We start from the raw sequence: 17,568 nt of genomic DNA on the forward strand, positions 1-17,568 counted from the left end.
CCGTGCACCGGGTGTTGGTGCGCTGCCGGATCAATCGGCTCTGGCATGTCGACCGGGTCACCGGCGAACCGATCCGCCGCTATGAGATGACCCGGCCCGGCGAGCTGGTGCACGTCGATGTCAAGAAGCTGGGCAACATCCCCGACGGCGGCGGCTGGCGCATCCACGGCCGGGCGCTGGGCAGCCGCAACAGCCAGGCCCATCGCAATCCCGCCCGACCGCGCAAGGTGCACGGCCGCGCCAACCTGGGCTACTGCTACGTGCACTCGGCCATCGACGGCTACAGCCGGCTGGCCTACTCCGAAGCCCTCGACGACGAGTCAGCCGCCACCGCACTGGCCTTCTGGGCCCGCGCCCGCAGCTTCTTCGCCGGCCACGGCATCACCGTCGAGCGGGTGCTCACCGACAACGGCAGTGCCTATTGCAGCCACGCCTGGCGCGAGGAACACCGGCGGCTGGGCATCCGGCACTCCCGCACCCGGGTGCGCCGACCGCAGACCAACGGCAAGGTCGAGCGGCTCAACCGCACCCTGCTGGAGGAATGGGCCTACCGACGGCTCTACACCTCAGAGACCGCCCGCCGGGCGGCCCTGTCAGCCTGGCTGCACCACTACAACCACCACCGGCCACACACCGCCCTGGGCAACCTCCCGCCGATCACCCACTGCACCAACGTCTCAGGTCAGTACAGCTAGGCGAGCCGGCCGTCGTCACGGACGACGCGCAGGTGCGGGCCGGTGCAGACGTCGGCGCGGGAGTCCTCGACGAGCGGCAGGCCGACCACGCGGCGGACCCGGTTCTCCGGGACGTCGAGGGCGCGGGCCAGCGCCGCAGCCAGGCGCTCGCTCACCATCCCCGAGTGCCGGCCGGCCGCGATGCGCGCGATGGTCTCGGGCGCGATCGCCCACTGGGCCCTCCGCGATGCCGCCTGGGCGCTCGAGGACAGCTCCATCAGGCGTCGCTGCACCAGCCGCTGCAGGTCGTCGTCCGCCACCCGGAACAGGCTAGGCCGACGGTGCCCCCCGGGGCACTCCGACCGCGCCGAAGGCGTCCACGACGTCCCGGCTGCTGCAGCGGTAGGTGAGCAGGCTGTAGTCGAGGCTCGCCAGCGAGCGCTGCGCCGCCTCCGGGTCGACCACCCCGCAGGCGTCCTGCACCACCACCGGCAGGAGGCCGAGGTCGGCGGCGTGCCGGGCGGTCGGCTCGATCCCGATCTCGAGGACGGCGCCGACCAGGACCAGCGTGGTCACACCCCGGTCGCGCAGCACCTGCTCGACCGGGGTGCCGACGAACGCCGACATGCCGAGCTTGTCGAGCACCGGTTCGCCGTCCACCGGCGCCAGCTCGCCGGCGAGCTGGGTGTGCGGCGCGTCCGGCGGGAAGGCGGCGGTCACCGCGGCCGCATCGCCCAGCCGCTGCCACGCCATGGCGGTGCGCAGCGCCGCCACGCCCATGTGCGTCGGCGGGAGCGACACGTGCCGCACGTACAGCACCGGGACACCCGATGCCCGGGCCGCCCGCAGGACCGCGCCGATCCGCTCGACCAACCGGTCCCTGTCCTGGACGTGGGCCAGGATGCCCACCTGCGCGTCGTACACGAGCACCGCCGACGTCGTCGGACGGCACATCTCGCCCACCGTCTCAGGGACGGCCATGCCGAAGGCCTGCTGCATGCGCGGCAGCCTGGCAGCCCCCGGCAGCTCCGCGAGCGGTCGAGCACGCGGCGGGTGGGGACGGCCCCGGGTCGGCAGGATGCCGGCGGCTCAGCCGGCCGGGACGGCGGCGGTCGCGAGCACCTCCCGCGCCCGGTCGCCGGCCAGCAGCACCTCGGGCAGGCCGGCCAGCGCGGTGCGCATCTGCTCCACGCCGCCGAACTGGAAGCCCAGCTGGGTGGGGTAGCAGGCGCAGGCGTCGGCGCGCCGGTCGAGGTCCTGCGGCAGGTGCACCTCGGCCAGCCCGCCGGGCAGCGCCGGGCCGGGGACGGCGGCCGGGTCGCGCAGCACGTAGGGGCTGTCGCGCCACCACAGCACCGGCCGGTCCAGGCCCGCCACGGCCCGCAGCACCTGCAGGTGGTCGACGTGCCCGCCGAGCGCCTGCGGGGCCAGCCAGAGGTCGGCGTCGTGTCCCTCCAGCGCCGCGCCGAGCGACCGCCACACCTGGTCGTCCTCGTGCGCGCCGGCGAAGAGGTCGGCGGCGCTGGTGTAGCCGCGGTGCGGCGCCTCGGGCAGGCCCAGGTAGACCGGGCTGGCGCCCAGCACGGCCATCGCCGCGGCGTCCTCGTCGCGGCGCAGGGCCAGGTAGTCGACGTCGGCCGGCAGCCCCTTGTCCAGCTGGCAGGCCAGCGCGAAGCCGGCCGGGTCGGGCACGCTCGCGGTGAAGCAGGTGACCACGGTGACCTCGTGGCCGGTCGCGGCCAGCGCCGCGAGCGTGCCGCCGGCGGAGAAGGCGGCGTCGTCGAGGTGCGGGCTGACCGCGAGCACCCTCACAGCAGGTGCGCCGCGGAGCGGAACCGGCAGGACAGGTCGACGTCCGAGGGCATCGACCAGCCGGCGGACGGCGTCGTCCCCACCACCGAGCGGTGGACGGCGTCGATCGAGGCCGCCAGCACCGGCCAGGAGTAGAGCCGCCGCACCTCCTCGAGCGCCGTCGTCGCCAGCCGGGTGCGCAGCGCGCCGTCGTCCAGCAGGCGGGTCAGCGCGGCCCGCAGCCCCGGGACGTCCCCGGGCGCGTGCAGCAGCCCGTTCTCCTCGTGCCGCAGGCAGTCGACGACGCCGACGCTGTCGGTGCTCACCGTCGGCAGCCCGCTGGCCATCGCCTCGAGCAGCGTGTTGCTGAACCCCTCGCTGTAGGTGGGGCTGACGAAGACGTCGGCCGAGCGGTAGACCTCCGGTGCCCGGTCGGGCGGGACGTAGCCGAGGAACGTCGTCCGCTCGTCGGCGCGGGCCCTGGCCTCGTCGAGGTCCGGGCCGATGCCCGAGACGACCAGGCGGACGCCGTCGGGCAGCGCCTCGAGCAGGTCGAGCACGCCCTTGCGCCGGTCCACCCGGCCGTGGAAGAGCAGCACCGGCGGCTCGCGCAGCGCGCCCAGCGGGCGCTCGGCCGGCGTGAACCGCCGGGTGTCGGTGGCGCCGGGGACGATCGTGAACCGCGCCGGGTCGCTGCCGAGGTTGCCGACCACCTCGTCGCGGAAGCTGGCGCTGCCGATCAGCACCGCGCTCGAGGAGTCCACCACCGTGCGCATCGCCTCGGCGTGGGTGGTGCAGCAGGTGCCCAACCAGTGGCCGTCGCCGCCCTGGATGCTCACCACGGCCGGCAGCCCGGTCTCCCGGGCGGCGGCCAGCACCGCCAGGCCCGGCGGGTAGCCGTACTGGGCGTGCAGGACGTCGAAGGGCCGCTCGGCGTGCAGCCCGACGACGGTGCGCACGATCTCGTCGATGTCGCCCTCCCAGTCGGCGGGGACGACGGTCTCGCCGCGGCTGGGCAGCGCGACGACCTCGACGCCGGCCGGGACGCGGTCGGGCGGGGGCGGGCCGCCGCCGTAGACGCGGGTGCCGGCCTCGTCGTCGCGGTACTGGCTGACGAGCGTGACCTCGGAGCCGAGGGCGACCAGCTCGCGCAGCAGGTTCTCCGCGTAGACGCTCATGCCGCTGACCGCCGGCCAGTAGCGGCGGCTGACGAAGCAGGTCCTCATGCCCGTTCGGCCTCTCTCAGCGTCGCGATCGCGCGCGGCACCATCTCGTGCGCGCGGTGCCCGTCGCGGGAGAGCTCGAGGGTGACCAGCCGCTCGTAGCCCACGTCCCGCAGCGCCCGCAGCACGGCGGGCAGGTCGACGTCCCCCTCGTCGAGGGGCAGGTGGTCGTGCACGCCGCGGCGCATGCCCTCGACGGCGACCGTGCCCAGGTGCGCGGCGAACGCGGCGACCGCCTCCTGCGGCTCGTACGCCCCGGCGACGACGCAGTGGCCGGTGTCGAGCGCCAGCGTGATGCCCGGCGCCTCCTCGGCCAGCCGGGCCCAGCCGTCGCAGTCCTCGACCAGCATCCCGGGCTCGGGCTCGACGGCCAGGGCGTAGGAACGCCCGCCGTGGCTGTCGACCAGCGCGCGCACGCCGTCGACCACCCAGCCCCACGCCTCGTCGCGGTCCACCCCCGGCCGCGGCACGCCGGCCCAGAAGCTGACCGCCTCGGCGCCCAGCACCTCGGCCAGGTCGCAGGCCAGCCGCAGGTAGGCCAGCCGCCGCGCCCGGCCCGCGGCGTCCGGGGTGACCAGCGTCGGCTCGTGCTTTCCCCGCGGGTCGAGCAGGTAGCGGGCGCCGGTCTCGACGACGACACCCAGCCCCAGCTCGTCGCAGCGCGCCCGCGTCTTCTCGGCCTGCGCGAGGGCGTCGGGCGCGAACGGGTCGAGGTGGACGACGTCCAGCGTGAGCGCGACCCCCGCGTAGCCGGTGTCGGCGAGGAGGGACAGCGCGTCGGACAGCCGGTGCGAGGTCAGCCCGTTGGTGTTGTAGGCGTACCTCAGCTCCCTCGGTGACCTCGCGAGCTCGGTCACTGCGCCAGCACCTCCGCGACCGTGTGCCGGCCGGGCTCGCGGTAGAGGGCGTAGAGCCCGCCCACCCGCCGGTCGGCGCCCGCGCGGTCGAACCAGGCCGGCCCCCCGAGCCGATCCTCGGCCTCCGCGGCCAGGTGCACCCCCGCCCAGCCGCCGGGGTCGGCGCCGACGGCCACCAGCGGGTCGCCGCGTTCGAGCAGCCGGCGCACACCGCGCTCGCCGATCCGCCCGTAGGACATCGTCTCGACCTCCAGGCCCGGCACCAGCACCTTGGCCGCGACCGCGTCGCCGACGGAGGGCTGCAGCTCCACCAGGACGTCGTGCCCCGCGGCGTGCAGGGCGTCGACGACGGTTCCGTGCAGGTCGTCGCCGGACCAGGTCGGCAGGTCGGTCAGCGCGACGGTCCCCCGGCGGGACAGCACGCTGCCCTGCAGCAGGCCGACCAGCGCGCCGGTGCCCATCCGGGTCCAGGCCAGCATCGCCTCCAGCGCGCGGTCCTCCTCGACCAGCCGCTCCGGCGGGTGCCCGCCGCGCCAGGAGTCGAGGTAGCCCGGCGGGGTCGCCGGCAGGACGACGTCGAACGGACCGTGCATGAACGCCTTGCGGCTGCGCGCCGAGGCGAACTCGTGCAGCGCCTTGCGGACGGCGGTGTCGCGGTCGGGGTGCGCCGCCTCGCCGCACGCCGTCGCCATGACCGGCACCGGCTCGGACAGGTCGCGCGAGCAGCCGACCGCGTACACGTCGGCCACGCCGAACTCCGTCGCCGCCAGCTTCACCACCACGTCGATGCCCGCGGCGTCGAGCCGGTCGAGCAGCGCCAGCGCGTCGGGGTCGCGGAGCCCGGCGAGGTCCACCACGACGCCGCGGTCCATCGCGCGGAAGGAGGTGGCGTTCCCGTCGCGCTGCAGCACCTCGAGCAGCGCGTGCGCGACCGCCCGGTCGGCGTCGAACGCCGCGCCCTGCCCGTTGGTGATCACCGTGGTCAGCCAGCCACCGGGGGGCGGGGCGCCGGGCAGGTCGTCGGGCGCGGAGGCGACCAGCTCCGCGGGCACCAGCACGGTCTCGCCGTCCCGCTGCCGGGTCATCGGCAGCCACTGCAGCGGCCGGTCGTCGTCGTAGGCGCTGCCGGCCTCCAGGCAGAGGGTGCGCGGGTCGGCCACCCGGTCGCGGCCGTGCCTCCGGGTCATCTCCGCGTAGGAGCCCTGCTCCCGCTCGACGCCCCGGTGCGCGCGCAGCGACAGTGCCATCTCGGCCATCTCGCCCAGCGCCCCGGTGCGCGCCTCCTCGCGGGTGGCGCCGTAGCCCAGACCGCTGCCGCCGGGGTGCCGCGGGCCGGGCGGCAGGACCGCGCTGTGCAGCGGCACGTCGAGGACGTCGAGGCCCTCGATGGCGAACTCCTCGACGGTTCCCGGGAACGAGTCGAGGTACCGCTGGGCGGCGGTCAGGGTGGACGTCACAGTTCCTCCAGCGCGACGGGGGCAGCGTCCGGCGGCCCGGACAGCAGCCGCTGCACCAGGTGGACGACGTGGTCGGTGGTCACCCCGCGGACCAGCTCGAACGGCGTCGCGACGGCCTCGAAGTCCAGTGCGCCGACCACGGTCAGGTACTCGCGCAGCTCGCCGTGCGACAGCGGGATCTGCGCGTGGAAGGCCTTGTGCGCGCTCAGCGCGACCGGGGCGCCGGCCTCGTCGAGGTCGACCTTGAGCGAGTCGCCGCAGAAGAGCACGCCGCGGCGGCGGTCGTGCAGCACCGAGTGCCCGGGGAAGTGGCCGCCGGTGCGGTGCAGGGTGAGGTCGGGGGCCAGCTCCAGCTCGTCGTCCGCCGGCCACGTGACCCGGAAGGCCTTGGTCCACTCCAGGTCCCGGACGCCGACGCACACCACCCGCGGCTCGAGCTCCTGCTGCAGCTGCCACAGCGCGCCGTAGCCGTGCACGTGGCTGGAGGCCAGCACGTCGAACCCACCCTTGGCCTCGGCCATCCGCCGCAGCTGGGCGAGCACGTCGGCGGTGTACCAGGGGGCGCACTCGAAGCCGACCAGGCCGGCGTCGCTCTCGATCACCCAGCCGCGGCTGTCCAGGCCGAAGCGCGGGTGCGTCCCGAACTCGGTGACGCCCTCGACGGCGGTCGGTCGGCAGAAGCCCTGGACCAGCTCCTCGACCTGCGCGGGCGTCACGAACTCGAAGCCGTTCTCGGGCAGCGCGTTGCGGACGTCGGCGCAGACCGGGCAGACCAGCGGCCCGGGCTCTGGCCAGCGCTGCCAGTGCCCGCAGTTGGTGCAGGCGTAGGCGGGCAGGTCGGGCAGCAGCCCGCGGTAGGGGTTGGTCATCTCGCGTCTCCCAGGGCGGTGAGGAGGAGGCGGTGCAGCGCCAGGTCGCGGGCGGCGTCGTACGGCCAGGGCACCCGCCCGGCGACCGCGGCGGTGAAGGCGGCGAACTGCGCGGCGAAGGGGGAGTCGTCGGCGAAGGGGACGTCGACCGGGTCGGGCCGGTGCAGCCTGAGCGACCCGCCCGCGGTCTGGCCCATCGTGTCGACGGCGACGGCCATCCCGCGTGTGCCGACGACCTCGAGCCGGCGGCGGGGGAGCGCGTCGGGGGTGTTGAAGGCGACGTGCAGGTCGACCAGCACGCCGGTGGCGGTGCGCCCGGACAGCAGCGCGCCGTCGTCCACCGGGTAGTCCTGCACCCGCCGCTGCAGCAGCGCGCGCAGTTCCACGACGTCCTCCCCGAGCAGCACGCCGGCCAGGTCGAGGCCGTGCGGGGCCAGGTCGATGGCCGCGCCGCCGCCGGCCCGCGCCCGGTCGACCCGCCAGTTGTCGTGCGGCCGGCCGTCGGGCGTCCAGTCGGCGGGCAGCCAGCAGCAGTAGACGATCCGCACCGCGGTCACCGTGCCCAGCTCCGGCAGCAGCTCGCGCAGCCGCACGTGGGCGGGGTGCCAGCGCTGGTCGTACGCCGTCCCGAGGAGGACGCCGGCGTCGCGGGCGGCGGTCACCATCGCCCGCGCGTCGGCGACGTCGGCGGCCAGCGGCTTCTCGCACAGCACCGCCTTGCCGGCCGCGGCCACCGCCTCGACCACCTCGCGGTGCGCGGCGTTGGGGACGGCGACGTAGACCGCGTCCAGGCCCGGTGTGGCGAGGAAGGCGCCGAGGTCGGCGTGCGCCGGGGCGTCGACGGGCATTCGGGCCAGCGCACCGGGATCGCGGTCGTGCAGCGCGACGATCCGGGCGCCCGGTGTCGCGGCGAGGGCGGGCAGCGCGTGGTCACGGGCCACCCAGCCGCAGCCGGCGACGCCCCACCCGACGCCGTTCACCGCACACCTCCTCGGCGCCAGATCTGCACAGTGGCGCCCATCAGGGCCTCGATGGGCGCCACTGTGCAGATCTCGCGTCCTCACCACGCCTCCGGGAGGTCGACGAGCAGCCGGCGGCGGGCGGCGTCGGCGGGCAGCGGGTCGGGCCAGCGGGCCGGCAGGTACGCCGAGCGCGGGCCGTACTCACCGGCGTAGCGCTCGCTCGGCCAGCGCAGCTCCCCGTCGGCGTACAGCGGGTTGGGGCGCAGCGGCGGCAGCGGCTCGCCCAGGTCGGCCGGGGCGGGGGACAGCGGGTCGCCGGCCACCAGCGCCACCGCCTCGCTCCTGTGCAGCGCGGCGGCCGGGGCGGGGCGCGGCGGCCGGCCCTCGAGCAGCGCGCCGGTCAGATCGGCGTCGTCGTAGAGCAGGTCGGTGCCGAGCACCGCTGCGTAGCCCTCCGGCGTCAGCGGCTCCCCGTGCGGGTCGGCGACGTGCGCGTGCCCGACGACGACGGTGCCACCGTCCCCGGCGAGCTCGTGCATCGCCGCGGCGGCGGCCGGCTTGTCGCGCAGGAAGTAGAAGGCGTCGTGGCACAGCACGTAGGCCGGCGCAGGCACGCCCAGGTCGGGCACGCCGGTCACGTCGGCGCAGACGTAGCGCGCCGACGGGCAGACGAAGCGCCGCGCCAGCCACAGCTTGGCCCAGACGACGTCGACGCCCAGCAGGTCGGTGCAGCCGCGTCGGGCCAGCTCGCGCAGGTGGGTGCCCGTGCCGCAGGCGACGTCCACCACCGGCCTGCTGCCCGGCCAGTGCTGCTGCAGCAGCGCCAGCCCGGCCAGGTGGGTGGGGTCCGACCAGCGGTGGGCGAAGTAGTCGGCGACCCGGCCCATGCCGAGCAGGTCCATCGCCTCGCGCAGGGTGCGCGCCGCCGGGACGCGGGCCAGCTGCTCGGGCGGCGGGGCCGGCTCGGTCCACCAGTCGTCGGCGTCGGCCAGCAGCGCCACGCGGGCGCGGTCGACCTCGCCGCGCGCCAGCAGGCCGGCCACCTCCGCGCGCAGCTCGTCGCGTCCGGCCCGGGCGTACGGGATGCCGTCGACCACCGGGACCGCCGGAGCCGCTGTGCTCACAGCCCGGCCGCCGCCAGGACGTCGAGGTGGAAGGCCTGCACCGGCCCCGCGTGCACGAGCTCGAGGTCGTCGAGCGCCTGCGACGCGGTGAACGCCGCCGCGCGCGCGTGGTGGTGCACCTGCAGCACCCGGTCGAGGACGTCGGCGGCGTGGAAGGCCTGCGACTCCGGCGCGCCGGCGTCCGCCCGCAGCCTCAGCACCGTGCGCAGCCGCTCGGCCAGCGGGCCGGGCAGGGCGGCCAGCTCGCGCTCCTCCAGCGTCGTCACGACCCGGTCGAGCGCCGAGCCGAGCAGCACCTCGCCGGCGAACCCGGCGTCGGGCAGCACCACGTTGTGCAGGTGGTGGGCCAGCCCGACGAGGAACGGCGCCACCGGGTCGGCACCGAACACCGGGGCGACGAGCACGCCGTAGACGGCGACGGTCAGGCAGTGGTCGCCGTGGCTCTCCGGCGGCTCGACGACCACCCGCGGCCTCCCCGGGGCGGTGGCCCCGGCGCGCGGCTGGCGGTTGAGCCGCTCGGCCAGCGGAGGCGGCTGCGGCGTCGGGACGGCGAGCGGCAGGGCCTCGCGCAGCCGGGCCCGCAGGCCGGCGTCCAGCGGGCCGGCGACCTCGTCGAAGCCGCGGCGCAGCACGTCGCGCGCGTCGTCGCCGGTCAGGCCCGCCGTCCGGAGCACCGCACCGTCGATGCCGGCCAGCCGGGCGCGGGCGACGGCCGCCGCCGTCTCCGACAGCGCGACCGCGGCCGCGTCCTCACCCGCGACCAGCCGCCCCCAGGCGCGGGCGAAGGCCCGCTCGGCCAGCGACCCGGGAGCGTCGGCGACACGGACCCGCTTGGCGTCGCCGACCTCGGTCAGCAGCGGGCGGAGCTCGGCGAGGGCGGGGGAGCCGCCCGTCACCGGCCGGCCGGCGCGCCGGCGACCCAGTCGAGCAGCACACGTTCCTGCCGGTGCAGGGCGTGCTCGGGGGTGCTGCCGTCCGGGGACATCGGCGCCTTGAAGAACCAGCCGAACTGGGTCTGCACGCCGCCCTCCCCGCGCTGCTGGGCCAGGTCGGTCAGCCGGGCCAGCTCGATGGCCAGCGGCGCGGCCAGGATCGAGTCGCGGCACTGGAAGTCGACCTTGACCTGCATGCGCTGGCCGAGGAAGCCGACCAGGTCGATGGCGTCCCAGGCCTCCTTCTGGTCGCCGCGCGGGCGGTAGTAGTCGATCCGCACGACGTGGTCCTCGACCGGGTAGCCGAGGATCGAGTCGAGCACGCTGCCCTTGGTGTTCAGCTTGCTGGCCAGCGAGTCCGGGTCGTCGAGGGCCTGGCCGTCGCGGTTGCCGAGGATGTTGGTGGAGTACCAGCCCTCGACGGTGAGCGAGCGGCTGCGGAAGGCCGGGGCGAGCACCGTCTTGAGCATCGTCTGGCCGGTCTTGCCGTCCTTGCCGGCGACCGGGACGCCGCGGCTCCCGGCCAGGGCCACCAGCGCGGGGACGTCGGCGGCCAGCGACGGCGTGAAGTTGACGTAGCCGACGCCCTCGGCGATCGCGGCGTAGGCGTAGACCATCGCCGGGGTGATGGCCCGGTCGTCGGCGTCCAGCCCGGCCTCGAACGCCTCGACCGTCTGCAGCGCGGGCGCCTCCGGGTCCGGCCAGCGCTCGGTGGAGGCCAGGTTCACCAGCACGAGCCCGTCGAGGTCGTGCTCCTCGCGGAACCGGCGCAGGTCGGCCCGGACGGCGTCGACCTGGGCGCGGCGGGTCTCGGCCAGCACCACGTTGCCGCCAGTGACGTTGCGGCAGAAGTCGGCGTCGCCGGCAGCGGGCCAGGGCGTCACCGAGGACAGGTGCGGCCCGGCCTGCTCCAGCTGGTGGGGGTCGAGGACGCCGTGCAGCTCGGCGGCCTTGCGCAGATCCGTGCCGTCGAGGTCCCAGCCCCCGACGACGAGGTCGGCGTACCCGGCCATCCCGGTCACCTCCTCGAGGGGGCGGCCCTCGACCTCCAGCCCCGCCAGTGGCAGCCCGGTCGTGTCACCCGTGCCGTTGCGGAGCAGTTCCAGCCCCGCCACGGCGGTCGTGGCGACCGCTCCTCCGAGGCCGACGACGGCCATCCCGACCCGACGTGGTGCAGCGGACAACGGATCCCCCTCGCACTCGACACCATGACGCACGACCTACCGTGGCACGCGTCACAGGAGTCCGCAGCCCGAACCTGGAATCAGTCCAAGATTGGACTGAGGTCCAAGAGGAGCGGCGATCACGGCGCCGGAGGACGGCGGCCCACCGCTCGTGCCCGGGCGATGACCGAGTCGATCACCTCGCCCTTGGCCGCGGCGTAGTGGTTGACGTCCGTCCACAGCTCGCCGGCGAGCTCCTCCTTGCGCGCCTGGTACCGAGCGCGGTCGGCCGGGTCCGCGCGCAGCTGCTCGCGGAACAGGAGGCACCGTTCGACCTCGGGGTCGTCCGCAGCCCAGACGTGGACGTTCGCGTCGGGGCCGCGGCCCCCGGGGACGACCAGGCACCGGTGTCCGGGCTCGCGGACGTGGAGCCGGTAGCCGGCGGCCTCCAACCGGGAGACGACGTCCGGGTCCTCCGGGTCGGCGACGGTCACCAGGACGTCGACGCGCGGTTTGGCCCGCAGCCCCGGGACCGACGTCGACCCGACGTGCTCGACGCGCAGGGCGTCGCTGCCGAGGGCGGCGCGGATGCGGGCCTCGTGCGCGGCGAACTGCCGCGGCCAGTCGGGGTCGGGGTCGACGAGGACGACGCGCTTCGGCGTGGTGTCGCGGGGGCCCACGACGACGCGGTCGAGGTACTCGTCGTCGAGCGGCCCCGGGGGCATGCGGGGCCCCTCACGCGAGCCGGCGCTCGGCCGTCAGCTCGCCGGGCGAGTCCCCGGTGTTGACGGTCGCGCTCGGCTCGACCAGGAGCACCTCCGCGCCGTCCGGGGAGAACGGCTGGTGCGGGGTGCCGCGCGGGACGACGTAGAGCTGGCCGGGGCCGAGGGCGACGTCACCGTCGTCCATGCGGATGGTCAGGGAGCCGGAGAGGACGAGGAACACCTCGTCGGTCTCGGGGTGGCTGTGCCGCGTGAACTCGCCGTGGGTCCTGACGACCCGCACGTCGTAGTCGTTGAGGACGGCGACCGTGCGCGGCTGCCAGGGCCGGTCGATCCGGGAGAGGACGGCGGCGAGGTCGACGGGGCCGGTCATGCGGCCATGGTCCTCCGCGCGGTGCCCCGGGCGGGCCTCCTGGCGTGCGGGGTGTGACGGGCCTCGCACGACCCGTGGCGGGGCCGGAGGAGGCCCCCGAGGCCGCGGCCGGGGCCGGCCGGCGGCCCGTAGGCTGGACCCTGCCCGAGCGAGCGTGCGAGCTCGGCGACGAGCACAGCAGTCCGACGAACGCGGACGACGAGCGAAGCGAGGAAGTGCGCGTGAGTCTCACCATCGGCATCGTCGGGCTGCCCAACGTCGGCAAGTCCACGCTGTTCAACGCGTTGACCAAGAACGACGTCCTGGCGGCGAACTACCCGTTCGCCACGATCGAGCCGAACGTGGGCGTGGTCGGGGTGCCGGACCCGCGCCTGGACAGGCTGGCCGAGCTGTTCTCGTCGCAGAAGACGATCCCGGCGACGGTGTCCTTCGTCGACATCGCCGGCATCGTGCGCGGCGCCAGCGAGGGGCAGGGGCTGGGCAACAAGTTCCTGGCCAACATCCGCGAGAGCGACGCGATCTGCCAGGTGATCCGGGTCTTCACCGACCCCGACGTCGTGCACGTCGAGGGCAAGGTCAGCCCGGCCGACGACATCGAGACGATCAACACCGAGCTCGTCCTCGCCGACATGCAGACGCTGGAGAAGGCGATCCCGCGGCTGGAGAAGGAGGCCCGCAAGGACAAGGAGCGGGCCGCCCTGCTCGACGCGGCCCGGGCCGCGCAGACCGTGCTGGACGAGGGGAAGACGCTGTTCTCCTCCGGCGTCGACCCCGAGCCGCTGCGCGAGCTGACCCTGCTGACCACCAAGCCGTTCCTCTACGTCTTCAACGTCGACGAGGAGGAGCTGGCCAACGAGGAGCTCATCTCCGAGCTGCGTGCCCTGGTGGCCCCGGCCGAGGCGATCCTCATGGACGCCAAGATCGAGGCCGAGCTCGCCGAGCTGCCCGAGGACGAGGCCGCCGAGCTGCTCGCCGGCATCGGCCAGGAGGAGCCCGGCCTGCACCAGCTGGCCCGCATCGGCTTCGCCACCCTCGGCCTGCAGACCTACCTGACCGCCGGCCCCAAGGAGGCCCGCGCCTGGACCATCCCGGTCGGCGCGACCGCCCCGCAGGCCGCCGGCGTCATCCACACCGACTTCCAGCGCGGCTTCATCAAGGCCGAGATCGTCTCCTACGACCAGCTGGTCGAGGCCGGCTCGATGCAGGAGGCCCGCGCCCGCGGCTGGGTGCGCATGGAGGGCAAGGACTACGTCATGCAGGACGGCGACGTCGTGGAGTTCCGCTTCAACGTGTAGCTCCCGCTGTGGGTGCAGGCCCGCGGCCGGCCGTGCGGGCTGGATCCACGGGCAGCCGTCCGGCTCAATTGCGAGGGGGCTGGAGCGCCGGGCGTGCGCCGCCGCTGCGGCCGGGCGGATCGACGTGGAGGGGTCCTCGTCGAGTCGTCCTCCGGTAGGAGAGTCGCCGAGTCGGCGGGGAGCGCGATGCGGACGCCCCGTGTCTGCCGCGCCGTCGCCCGGCGCGCCGGGGCCGGCGCGGCGGCGCCCGGCTCTGGTCGACGTCCGGGCGGGGTGGGCAGAGTGAGCGCCGCGGATGCGGAACGGCCCGTCCTCGGTGCACGACGCTGTCGGGAGGGCCGCGCCACGAACCCGCCCCCACGAGGCGGAGGAGGTGCTCGGTGTCGGATCCTGGCCCCGGCTCGCCGAACGAGCTGGACGTCGACCCGGAGGTGGCGCTCGGACCCGGCGAGGAGGGCGCCGAGCCCCTCCCTGAGCCGATCGTGGACCCGGGGCACCCGGACTACGTCGAGCCGGCGCCGTACGCGGTGCCCGCACCGGAGGACACCGGCCGGTGACCATCCAGATCGAGGGGTACCAGGGGGCGCGCAGCTGCACCGGAGGCCCCACCCCGGGCGCGCGGAACCTGATGTCGTGGTGGCTCGGCGCCTACGGGAACCGAGGGGCGAGGAACCTAGGCATCTACAACTGCCGCCCGGTGAGCGGCGGGTCCGTGCTGAGCGTGCATGCCGAGGGACGGGCCGCTGACCTGGGGACCCCGGTCGGGAACACCTGGTCCTGGGGGGTGATGGACACCCTCCGCCTCTACTCGTACGAACTCGGTCTGCAGTGCGTCATCCACAACCGGAGCATCTGGTCGTCGATCGCGCCGGACTGGCGCCCGTACTCCGGGTCCTCGCCGCACCTCGATCACGGACACGTCGAGTTGCTGTGGTGGGCCGCGAACGGCGGGTTGACCGTGGACCTGCTCAACCAGGTCATGGGGGGCGGCACACCACCGCCGCCACCCCCGCCACCCATGCCGGTGCTGCGGCTGGGGAGCCAGGGGGACGCGGTGCGGAGGCTCCAGGAGACGCTCAACCGCTGGTATCCGAGCCTCCCGCCACTCGTGGTCGACGGTGACTTCGGCCCGAGGACGGATGCTCGGGTGCGGTACTTCCAACAGCGCGCCGGGTTGGTGGCCGATGGCATCGTCGGGCCTGCGACCTGGCGGGCCCTGGGGTTCTAGGGCGTCCTGGGACGGTCCGGCGAGCGGGGTCCCGCGCGAGGGAGATCGGCCCGGTGCCGACACCGCCCATCCGCGGGCAGTCGGTCCCGGGTCGTGGGCCTGTGCCGGCCCGCCACCACGTGCGCTCTTCCGGACCGGATCACCCCTGTGGTGTGCTCACCCCCCCTTGTTCCCGCCACGGACCAGCGACGGAGACGCCGTGACCACTCCCACCACGCACCCACAACGGACCGTCCAGGTCGGCGACATCTCCGTCGCGGTCCAGGAGTACGGCGAGGGCGAACCGCTGCTGATCGTGAACGGGACGACCCAGTCACTGGGCTTCTGGGCCGAGAGCGCGCCGGTCCTGGCCGGCCGCCACCGCGTGGTCACCTACGACCTGCGCGGCATGGGCGGGTCGGAGCGAGGGTCGGGGGAGATCAGCGTCGCCTCGCTGGCGGCGGACGCCCGGGGGCTGCTCGAGGCGCTCGACATCGAGCGGGCACACGTCCTGGGGTACTCCCTGGGCAGCGCCATCGCGCAGGAGCTGGCGCTGGCCGCGCCGGAGCGGGTCGCCTCGCTCGTCCTCTACTGCACCTGGGCCCGCACCGACGGCTTCCAGCGCGCGGTCATCACGGGGCTGGCGCACCCGTGGCGCACCGGCGACATCGAGGCCGCGCTCACGGCCCTCGGCATCGCCTTCTCCCCGCAGCTGCTCGACAGCCCGGAGTTCGGCGAGCTCGTCGAGCAGCTGCTGCCGCTGTTCCCGAACACCGAGCAGCAGGTCAGGACCACCGTGGAGCAGTGGGACGCCGACCTGCTCCACGACACGCTCGACCGGCTCGGCGGCATCACGGCGCCCACCCTCGTCATCGCCGGCGAGCAGGACCTGCTCACCCCGCCGTGGCACGGCCGGCAGGTGGCCGAGTCGATCCCCGGGGCGCAGCTGCACCTGTTCACCGGCCCGGGCTCCAGCCACGCCCTCGGCGTCGAGCGCGCCGAGGAGTTCCTGCCCCTGGTGCAGGACTTCCTCGCCCAGCAGCGGGTCTCCTGACGAGCGCCGGAGGGGTCGACCGCTCCGCCGGGCCCCATCCGGCACCGCTGAACGGATCCCCTCCGGCCTGCCGGGTGACGGGTGCGCGGCACGGACGTGCGCGGGGGGCGGCGGATCGGCCCCTCCCGGACGTGCCGCGCCTCGGCCACTGTCCGGCGCCCGCCTCCCTGACCCCGTGGAGGGGCGTCACGACGGGCACGACCCGTCCAGGCCCGGTGAGCCGCCCCACGGATCGCTGCGGTTCCGGAAGCGCTCCGGCCGGACGCTAGTGTGGCCTGCGTCACTCCCCAGACCCTGGAGGCCCGACCATGACGACGACCACGGAACCGACAACCGCCCAGGAGCCGCGCAGCGACAACCCCGAGCCCCGGCACGTCGACGTCCTCATCGTCGGGGCGGGGGTCTCCGGGATCGGCGCCGCGCACCACCTCCAGGAACAGTTCCCCGACCGGTCGTTCGTCATCCTGGACGCGCAGGACAACCGCGGCGGCACCTGGTGGACCCACCGGTACCCGGGCGTGCGCTCCGACAGCGACCTGTTCACCTACGGCTACCGGTTCAAGCCCTGGCGTGGACCGTCGATCGCCGCAGGGGAGGAGATCCTCAACTACCTCGACGAGGTCATCGAGGAGGACGACCTCGGTCGGCACATCCGCTACCACCACCGCGTCACCGCGGCCAGCTGGTCGACCGAGGACCGCCGGTGGACCGTGGACGTCACCCGCGGCGACACCGGCGAGCAGCTGCAGTTCACGACCGACTGGCTGTGGATGTGCCAGGGCTACTACAACCACGACAAGCCCTACCAGCCGCAGTGGGAGGGCCTGGACCGGTTCCAGGGCCTGGTCGTCCACCCCCAGCAGTGGCCCCAGGACCTCGACCTCACCGGCAAGCGCGTCGTCGTCGTCGGCTCCGGGTCCACGGCCGCCACGCTGATCCCGGCGATCGCGCAGGAGGCGGAGCACGTGACGATGCTGCAGCGCTCGCCCTCCTACTTCCTCGCCCCGCCCCTGACGCACGAGCTGGCCGTGACGCTGCGCCAGCTGGACATCCCCGAGGACTGGACGCACGAGATCCTCCGCCGTGCCTACGCCGCCCAGTTCAACGAGCTGGCGCGGATGTCGCTCGAGGCGCCCGACGAGCTGCACACGTTCCTCATGGAGTCCTTGACGCCACTGCTGCCCGAGGGCTTCGACATCGAGAAGCACTTCACCCCTCGCTACCGCCCGTGGCAGCAGCGCATCGCCATCGTCCCGGAGGGCGACCTGTTCGCGGCACTGCGCGAGGGGAAGGCCTCGATCGTCACGGACACCATCGACACGTTCACCGAGAAGGGGATCCGGGTCAGCTCCGGCGAGGAGCTCGAGGCCGACGTCGTCGTCAGTGCCACCGGGTTCAACCTGTCCGCCTTCGGCGACGTCTCCTTCACCGTGGACGGCGAACCGGTCGAGTTCCCCGAACGCGTCACCTGGCGCGGCATCATGATCAGCGGCATCCCGAACATGGCCTACGTGTTCGGCTACTTCCGGCACAGCTGGACGCTGCGCGCAGACCTCGTCAGCGACCTGGTCTGCCGGCTGTTCGAGACCATGGAGGCGAAGGGCGCGACCATGGTCGTCCCGACCCTGCGGCCGGAGGACGCCGACATGCAGATCCGGCCGTGGTCGGACCCGGAGAACTTCAACGCCGGGTACGTCATGCGCTCGCAGCACGTGCTGTTCAAGCAGGGCGACCGTGAGCCGTGGACCCACATGCTGGAGCACGCGGACGAGGCGGAGCTGCTGCCCAAGGCCGACCTCGAGGACGGCACGCTCGTCTACCGCTGAGCCCGGCGGTCGCAGGGGCGGGCGGCTGGAGGACGCCCG

At 74.7% G+C, this 17,568-nt stretch carries 19 protein-coding genes; 6 read left to right on the forward strand and 13 right to left on the reverse strand.

Annotation, left to right across the window (positions count from 1 at the left end; all coding sequences use genetic code 11):
• Positions 1 to 695, forward strand: a 695-nt coding sequence (locus tag BLS21_RS05880; RefSeq protein WP_139177030.1) for an IS481 family transposase, incomplete at its 5' end; no start/stop codon positions are given.
• Here BLS21_RS05880 and BLS21_RS05885 read toward each other — a convergent pair.
• From BLS21_RS05885 to BLS21_RS05945, 13 genes are all read right to left on the reverse strand, one after another.
• Positions 692 to 994 carry a hypothetical protein gene (locus BLS21_RS05885; protein WP_091215155.1) on the reverse strand — a complete coding sequence of 101 codons (303 nt, stop codon included), beginning with the start codon at positions 992 to 994 and terminating at the stop codon, positions 692 to 694. The two genes, BLS21_RS05880 and BLS21_RS05885, sit on opposite strands and share 4 nt — an antisense overlap.
• Before the next feature lie 10 nt (positions 995 to 1,004).
• The gene (locus BLS21_RS05890) at positions 1,005 to 1,673 is read right to left on the reverse strand and encodes a cysteine hydrolase family protein (RefSeq protein WP_091215157.1); all 669 of its coding nucleotides are present in this window, start codon (positions 1,671 to 1,673) and stop codon (positions 1,005 to 1,007) included.
• Positions 1,674 to 1,763: 90 nt separating this feature from the next.
• The gene (locus BLS21_RS05895) at positions 1,764 to 2,486 is read right to left on the reverse strand and encodes a PIG-L deacetylase family protein (protein WP_091215159.1); all 723 of its coding nucleotides are present in this window, start codon (positions 2,484 to 2,486) and stop codon (positions 1,764 to 1,766) included.
• Complete coding sequence (locus BLS21_RS05900) at positions 2,483 to 3,691, reverse strand: glycosyltransferase family 4 protein (RefSeq protein ID WP_091215160.1); 1,209 nt, start codon at positions 3,689 to 3,691, stop codon at positions 2,483 to 2,485. Before BLS21_RS05900 ends, BLS21_RS05895 begins: the two co-directional genes overlap by 4 nt.
• Complete coding sequence (locus BLS21_RS05905) at positions 3,688 to 4,545, reverse strand: sugar phosphate isomerase/epimerase family protein (protein ID WP_245700094.1); 858 nt, start codon at positions 4,543 to 4,545, stop codon at positions 3,688 to 3,690. The genes BLS21_RS05900 and BLS21_RS05905 overlap by 4 nt, the downstream gene beginning before the upstream one ends.
• Complete coding sequence (locus BLS21_RS05910; RefSeq protein ID WP_217636014.1) at positions 4,542 to 6,002, reverse strand: YcaO-like family protein; 1,461 nt, start codon at positions 6,000 to 6,002, stop codon at positions 4,542 to 4,544. Before BLS21_RS05910 ends, BLS21_RS05905 begins: the two co-directional genes overlap by 4 nt.
• Complete coding sequence (locus BLS21_RS05915) at positions 5,999 to 6,871, reverse strand: MBL fold metallo-hydrolase (protein ID WP_091215162.1); 873 nt, start codon at positions 6,869 to 6,871, stop codon at positions 5,999 to 6,001. The genes BLS21_RS05910 and BLS21_RS05915 overlap by 4 nt, the downstream gene beginning before the upstream one ends.
• The gene (locus tag BLS21_RS05920) at positions 6,868 to 7,851 is read right to left on the reverse strand and encodes a Gfo/Idh/MocA family protein (RefSeq protein ID WP_091215165.1); all 984 of its coding nucleotides are present in this window, start codon (positions 7,849 to 7,851) and stop codon (positions 6,868 to 6,870) included. The genes BLS21_RS05915 and BLS21_RS05920 overlap by 4 nt, the downstream gene beginning before the upstream one ends.
• Positions 7,852 to 7,931: 80 nt before the next feature.
• Positions 7,932 to 8,957 (reverse strand): class I SAM-dependent methyltransferase, encoded by a 1,026-nt coding sequence (locus tag BLS21_RS05925; RefSeq protein ID WP_091215168.1) that lies wholly within the window; start codon positions 8,955 to 8,957, stop codon positions 7,932 to 7,934.
• Complete coding sequence (locus BLS21_RS05930) at positions 8,954 to 9,853, reverse strand: HD domain-containing protein (protein WP_091215170.1); 900 nt, start codon at positions 9,851 to 9,853, stop codon at positions 8,954 to 8,956. The genes BLS21_RS05925 and BLS21_RS05930 overlap by 4 nt, the downstream gene beginning before the upstream one ends.
• Positions 9,850 to 11,073 (reverse strand): inositol-3-phosphate synthase, encoded by a 1,224-nt coding sequence (locus tag BLS21_RS05935; RefSeq protein WP_245700096.1) that lies wholly within the window; start codon positions 11,071 to 11,073, stop codon positions 9,850 to 9,852. Before BLS21_RS05935 ends, BLS21_RS05930 begins: the two co-directional genes overlap by 4 nt.
• A 119-nt stretch (positions 11,074 to 11,192) precedes the next feature.
• A complete protein-coding gene (locus BLS21_RS05940) occupies positions 11,193 to 11,777 on the reverse strand; it encodes a GrpB family protein (protein WP_091215176.1) in 585 nt (194 codons plus the stop codon).
• 10 nt (positions 11,778 to 11,787) lie between these two features.
• Complete coding sequence (locus tag BLS21_RS05945; protein WP_091215179.1) at positions 11,788 to 12,147, reverse strand: cupin domain-containing protein; 360 nt, start codon at positions 12,145 to 12,147, stop codon at positions 11,788 to 11,790.
• Between the two features lie 221 nt (positions 12,148 to 12,368).
• Between BLS21_RS05945 and ychF the strand changes: the two genes are divergently transcribed.
• The 5 genes from ychF (at position 12,369) to BLS21_RS05965 (ending at position 17,529) form a co-directional block, all read left to right on the forward strand.
• A complete protein-coding gene (ychF, locus tag BLS21_RS05950; RefSeq protein ID WP_091216392.1) occupies positions 12,369 to 13,442 on the forward strand; it encodes a redox-regulated ATPase YchF in 1,074 nt (357 codons plus the stop codon).
• A gap of 380 nt (positions 13,443 to 13,822) precedes the next feature.
• Positions 13,823 to 13,999 carry a hypothetical protein gene (locus BLS21_RS25020; RefSeq protein WP_175479447.1) on the forward strand — a complete coding sequence of 59 codons (177 nt, stop codon included), beginning with the start codon at positions 13,823 to 13,825 and terminating at the stop codon, positions 13,997 to 13,999.
• A 71-nt stretch (positions 14,000 to 14,070) separates the two neighbouring features.
• Positions 14,071 to 14,670: a peptidoglycan-binding domain-containing protein gene (locus BLS21_RS05955; RefSeq protein ID WP_175479495.1), complete on the forward strand. Its 600-nt coding sequence runs from the start codon at positions 14,071 to 14,073 to the stop codon at positions 14,668 to 14,670.
• A 199-nt stretch (positions 14,671 to 14,869) separates the two neighbouring features.
• Positions 14,870 to 15,703 (forward strand): alpha/beta fold hydrolase, encoded by an 834-nt coding sequence (locus BLS21_RS05960; protein WP_091215184.1) that lies wholly within the window; start codon positions 14,870 to 14,872, stop codon positions 15,701 to 15,703.
• A gap of 308 nt (positions 15,704 to 16,011) precedes the next feature.
• Positions 16,012 to 17,529: a flavin-containing monooxygenase gene (locus BLS21_RS05965; protein ID WP_091215187.1), complete on the forward strand. Its 1,518-nt coding sequence runs from the start codon at positions 16,012 to 16,014 to the stop codon at positions 17,527 to 17,529.
• Positions 17,530 to 17,568 lie beyond the last annotated feature (39 nt).

This window comes from Geodermatophilus siccatus (assembly GCF_900103785.1).
Taxonomy (GTDB): domain Bacteria; phylum Actinomycetota; class Actinomycetes; order Mycobacteriales; family Geodermatophilaceae; genus Geodermatophilus; species Geodermatophilus siccatus.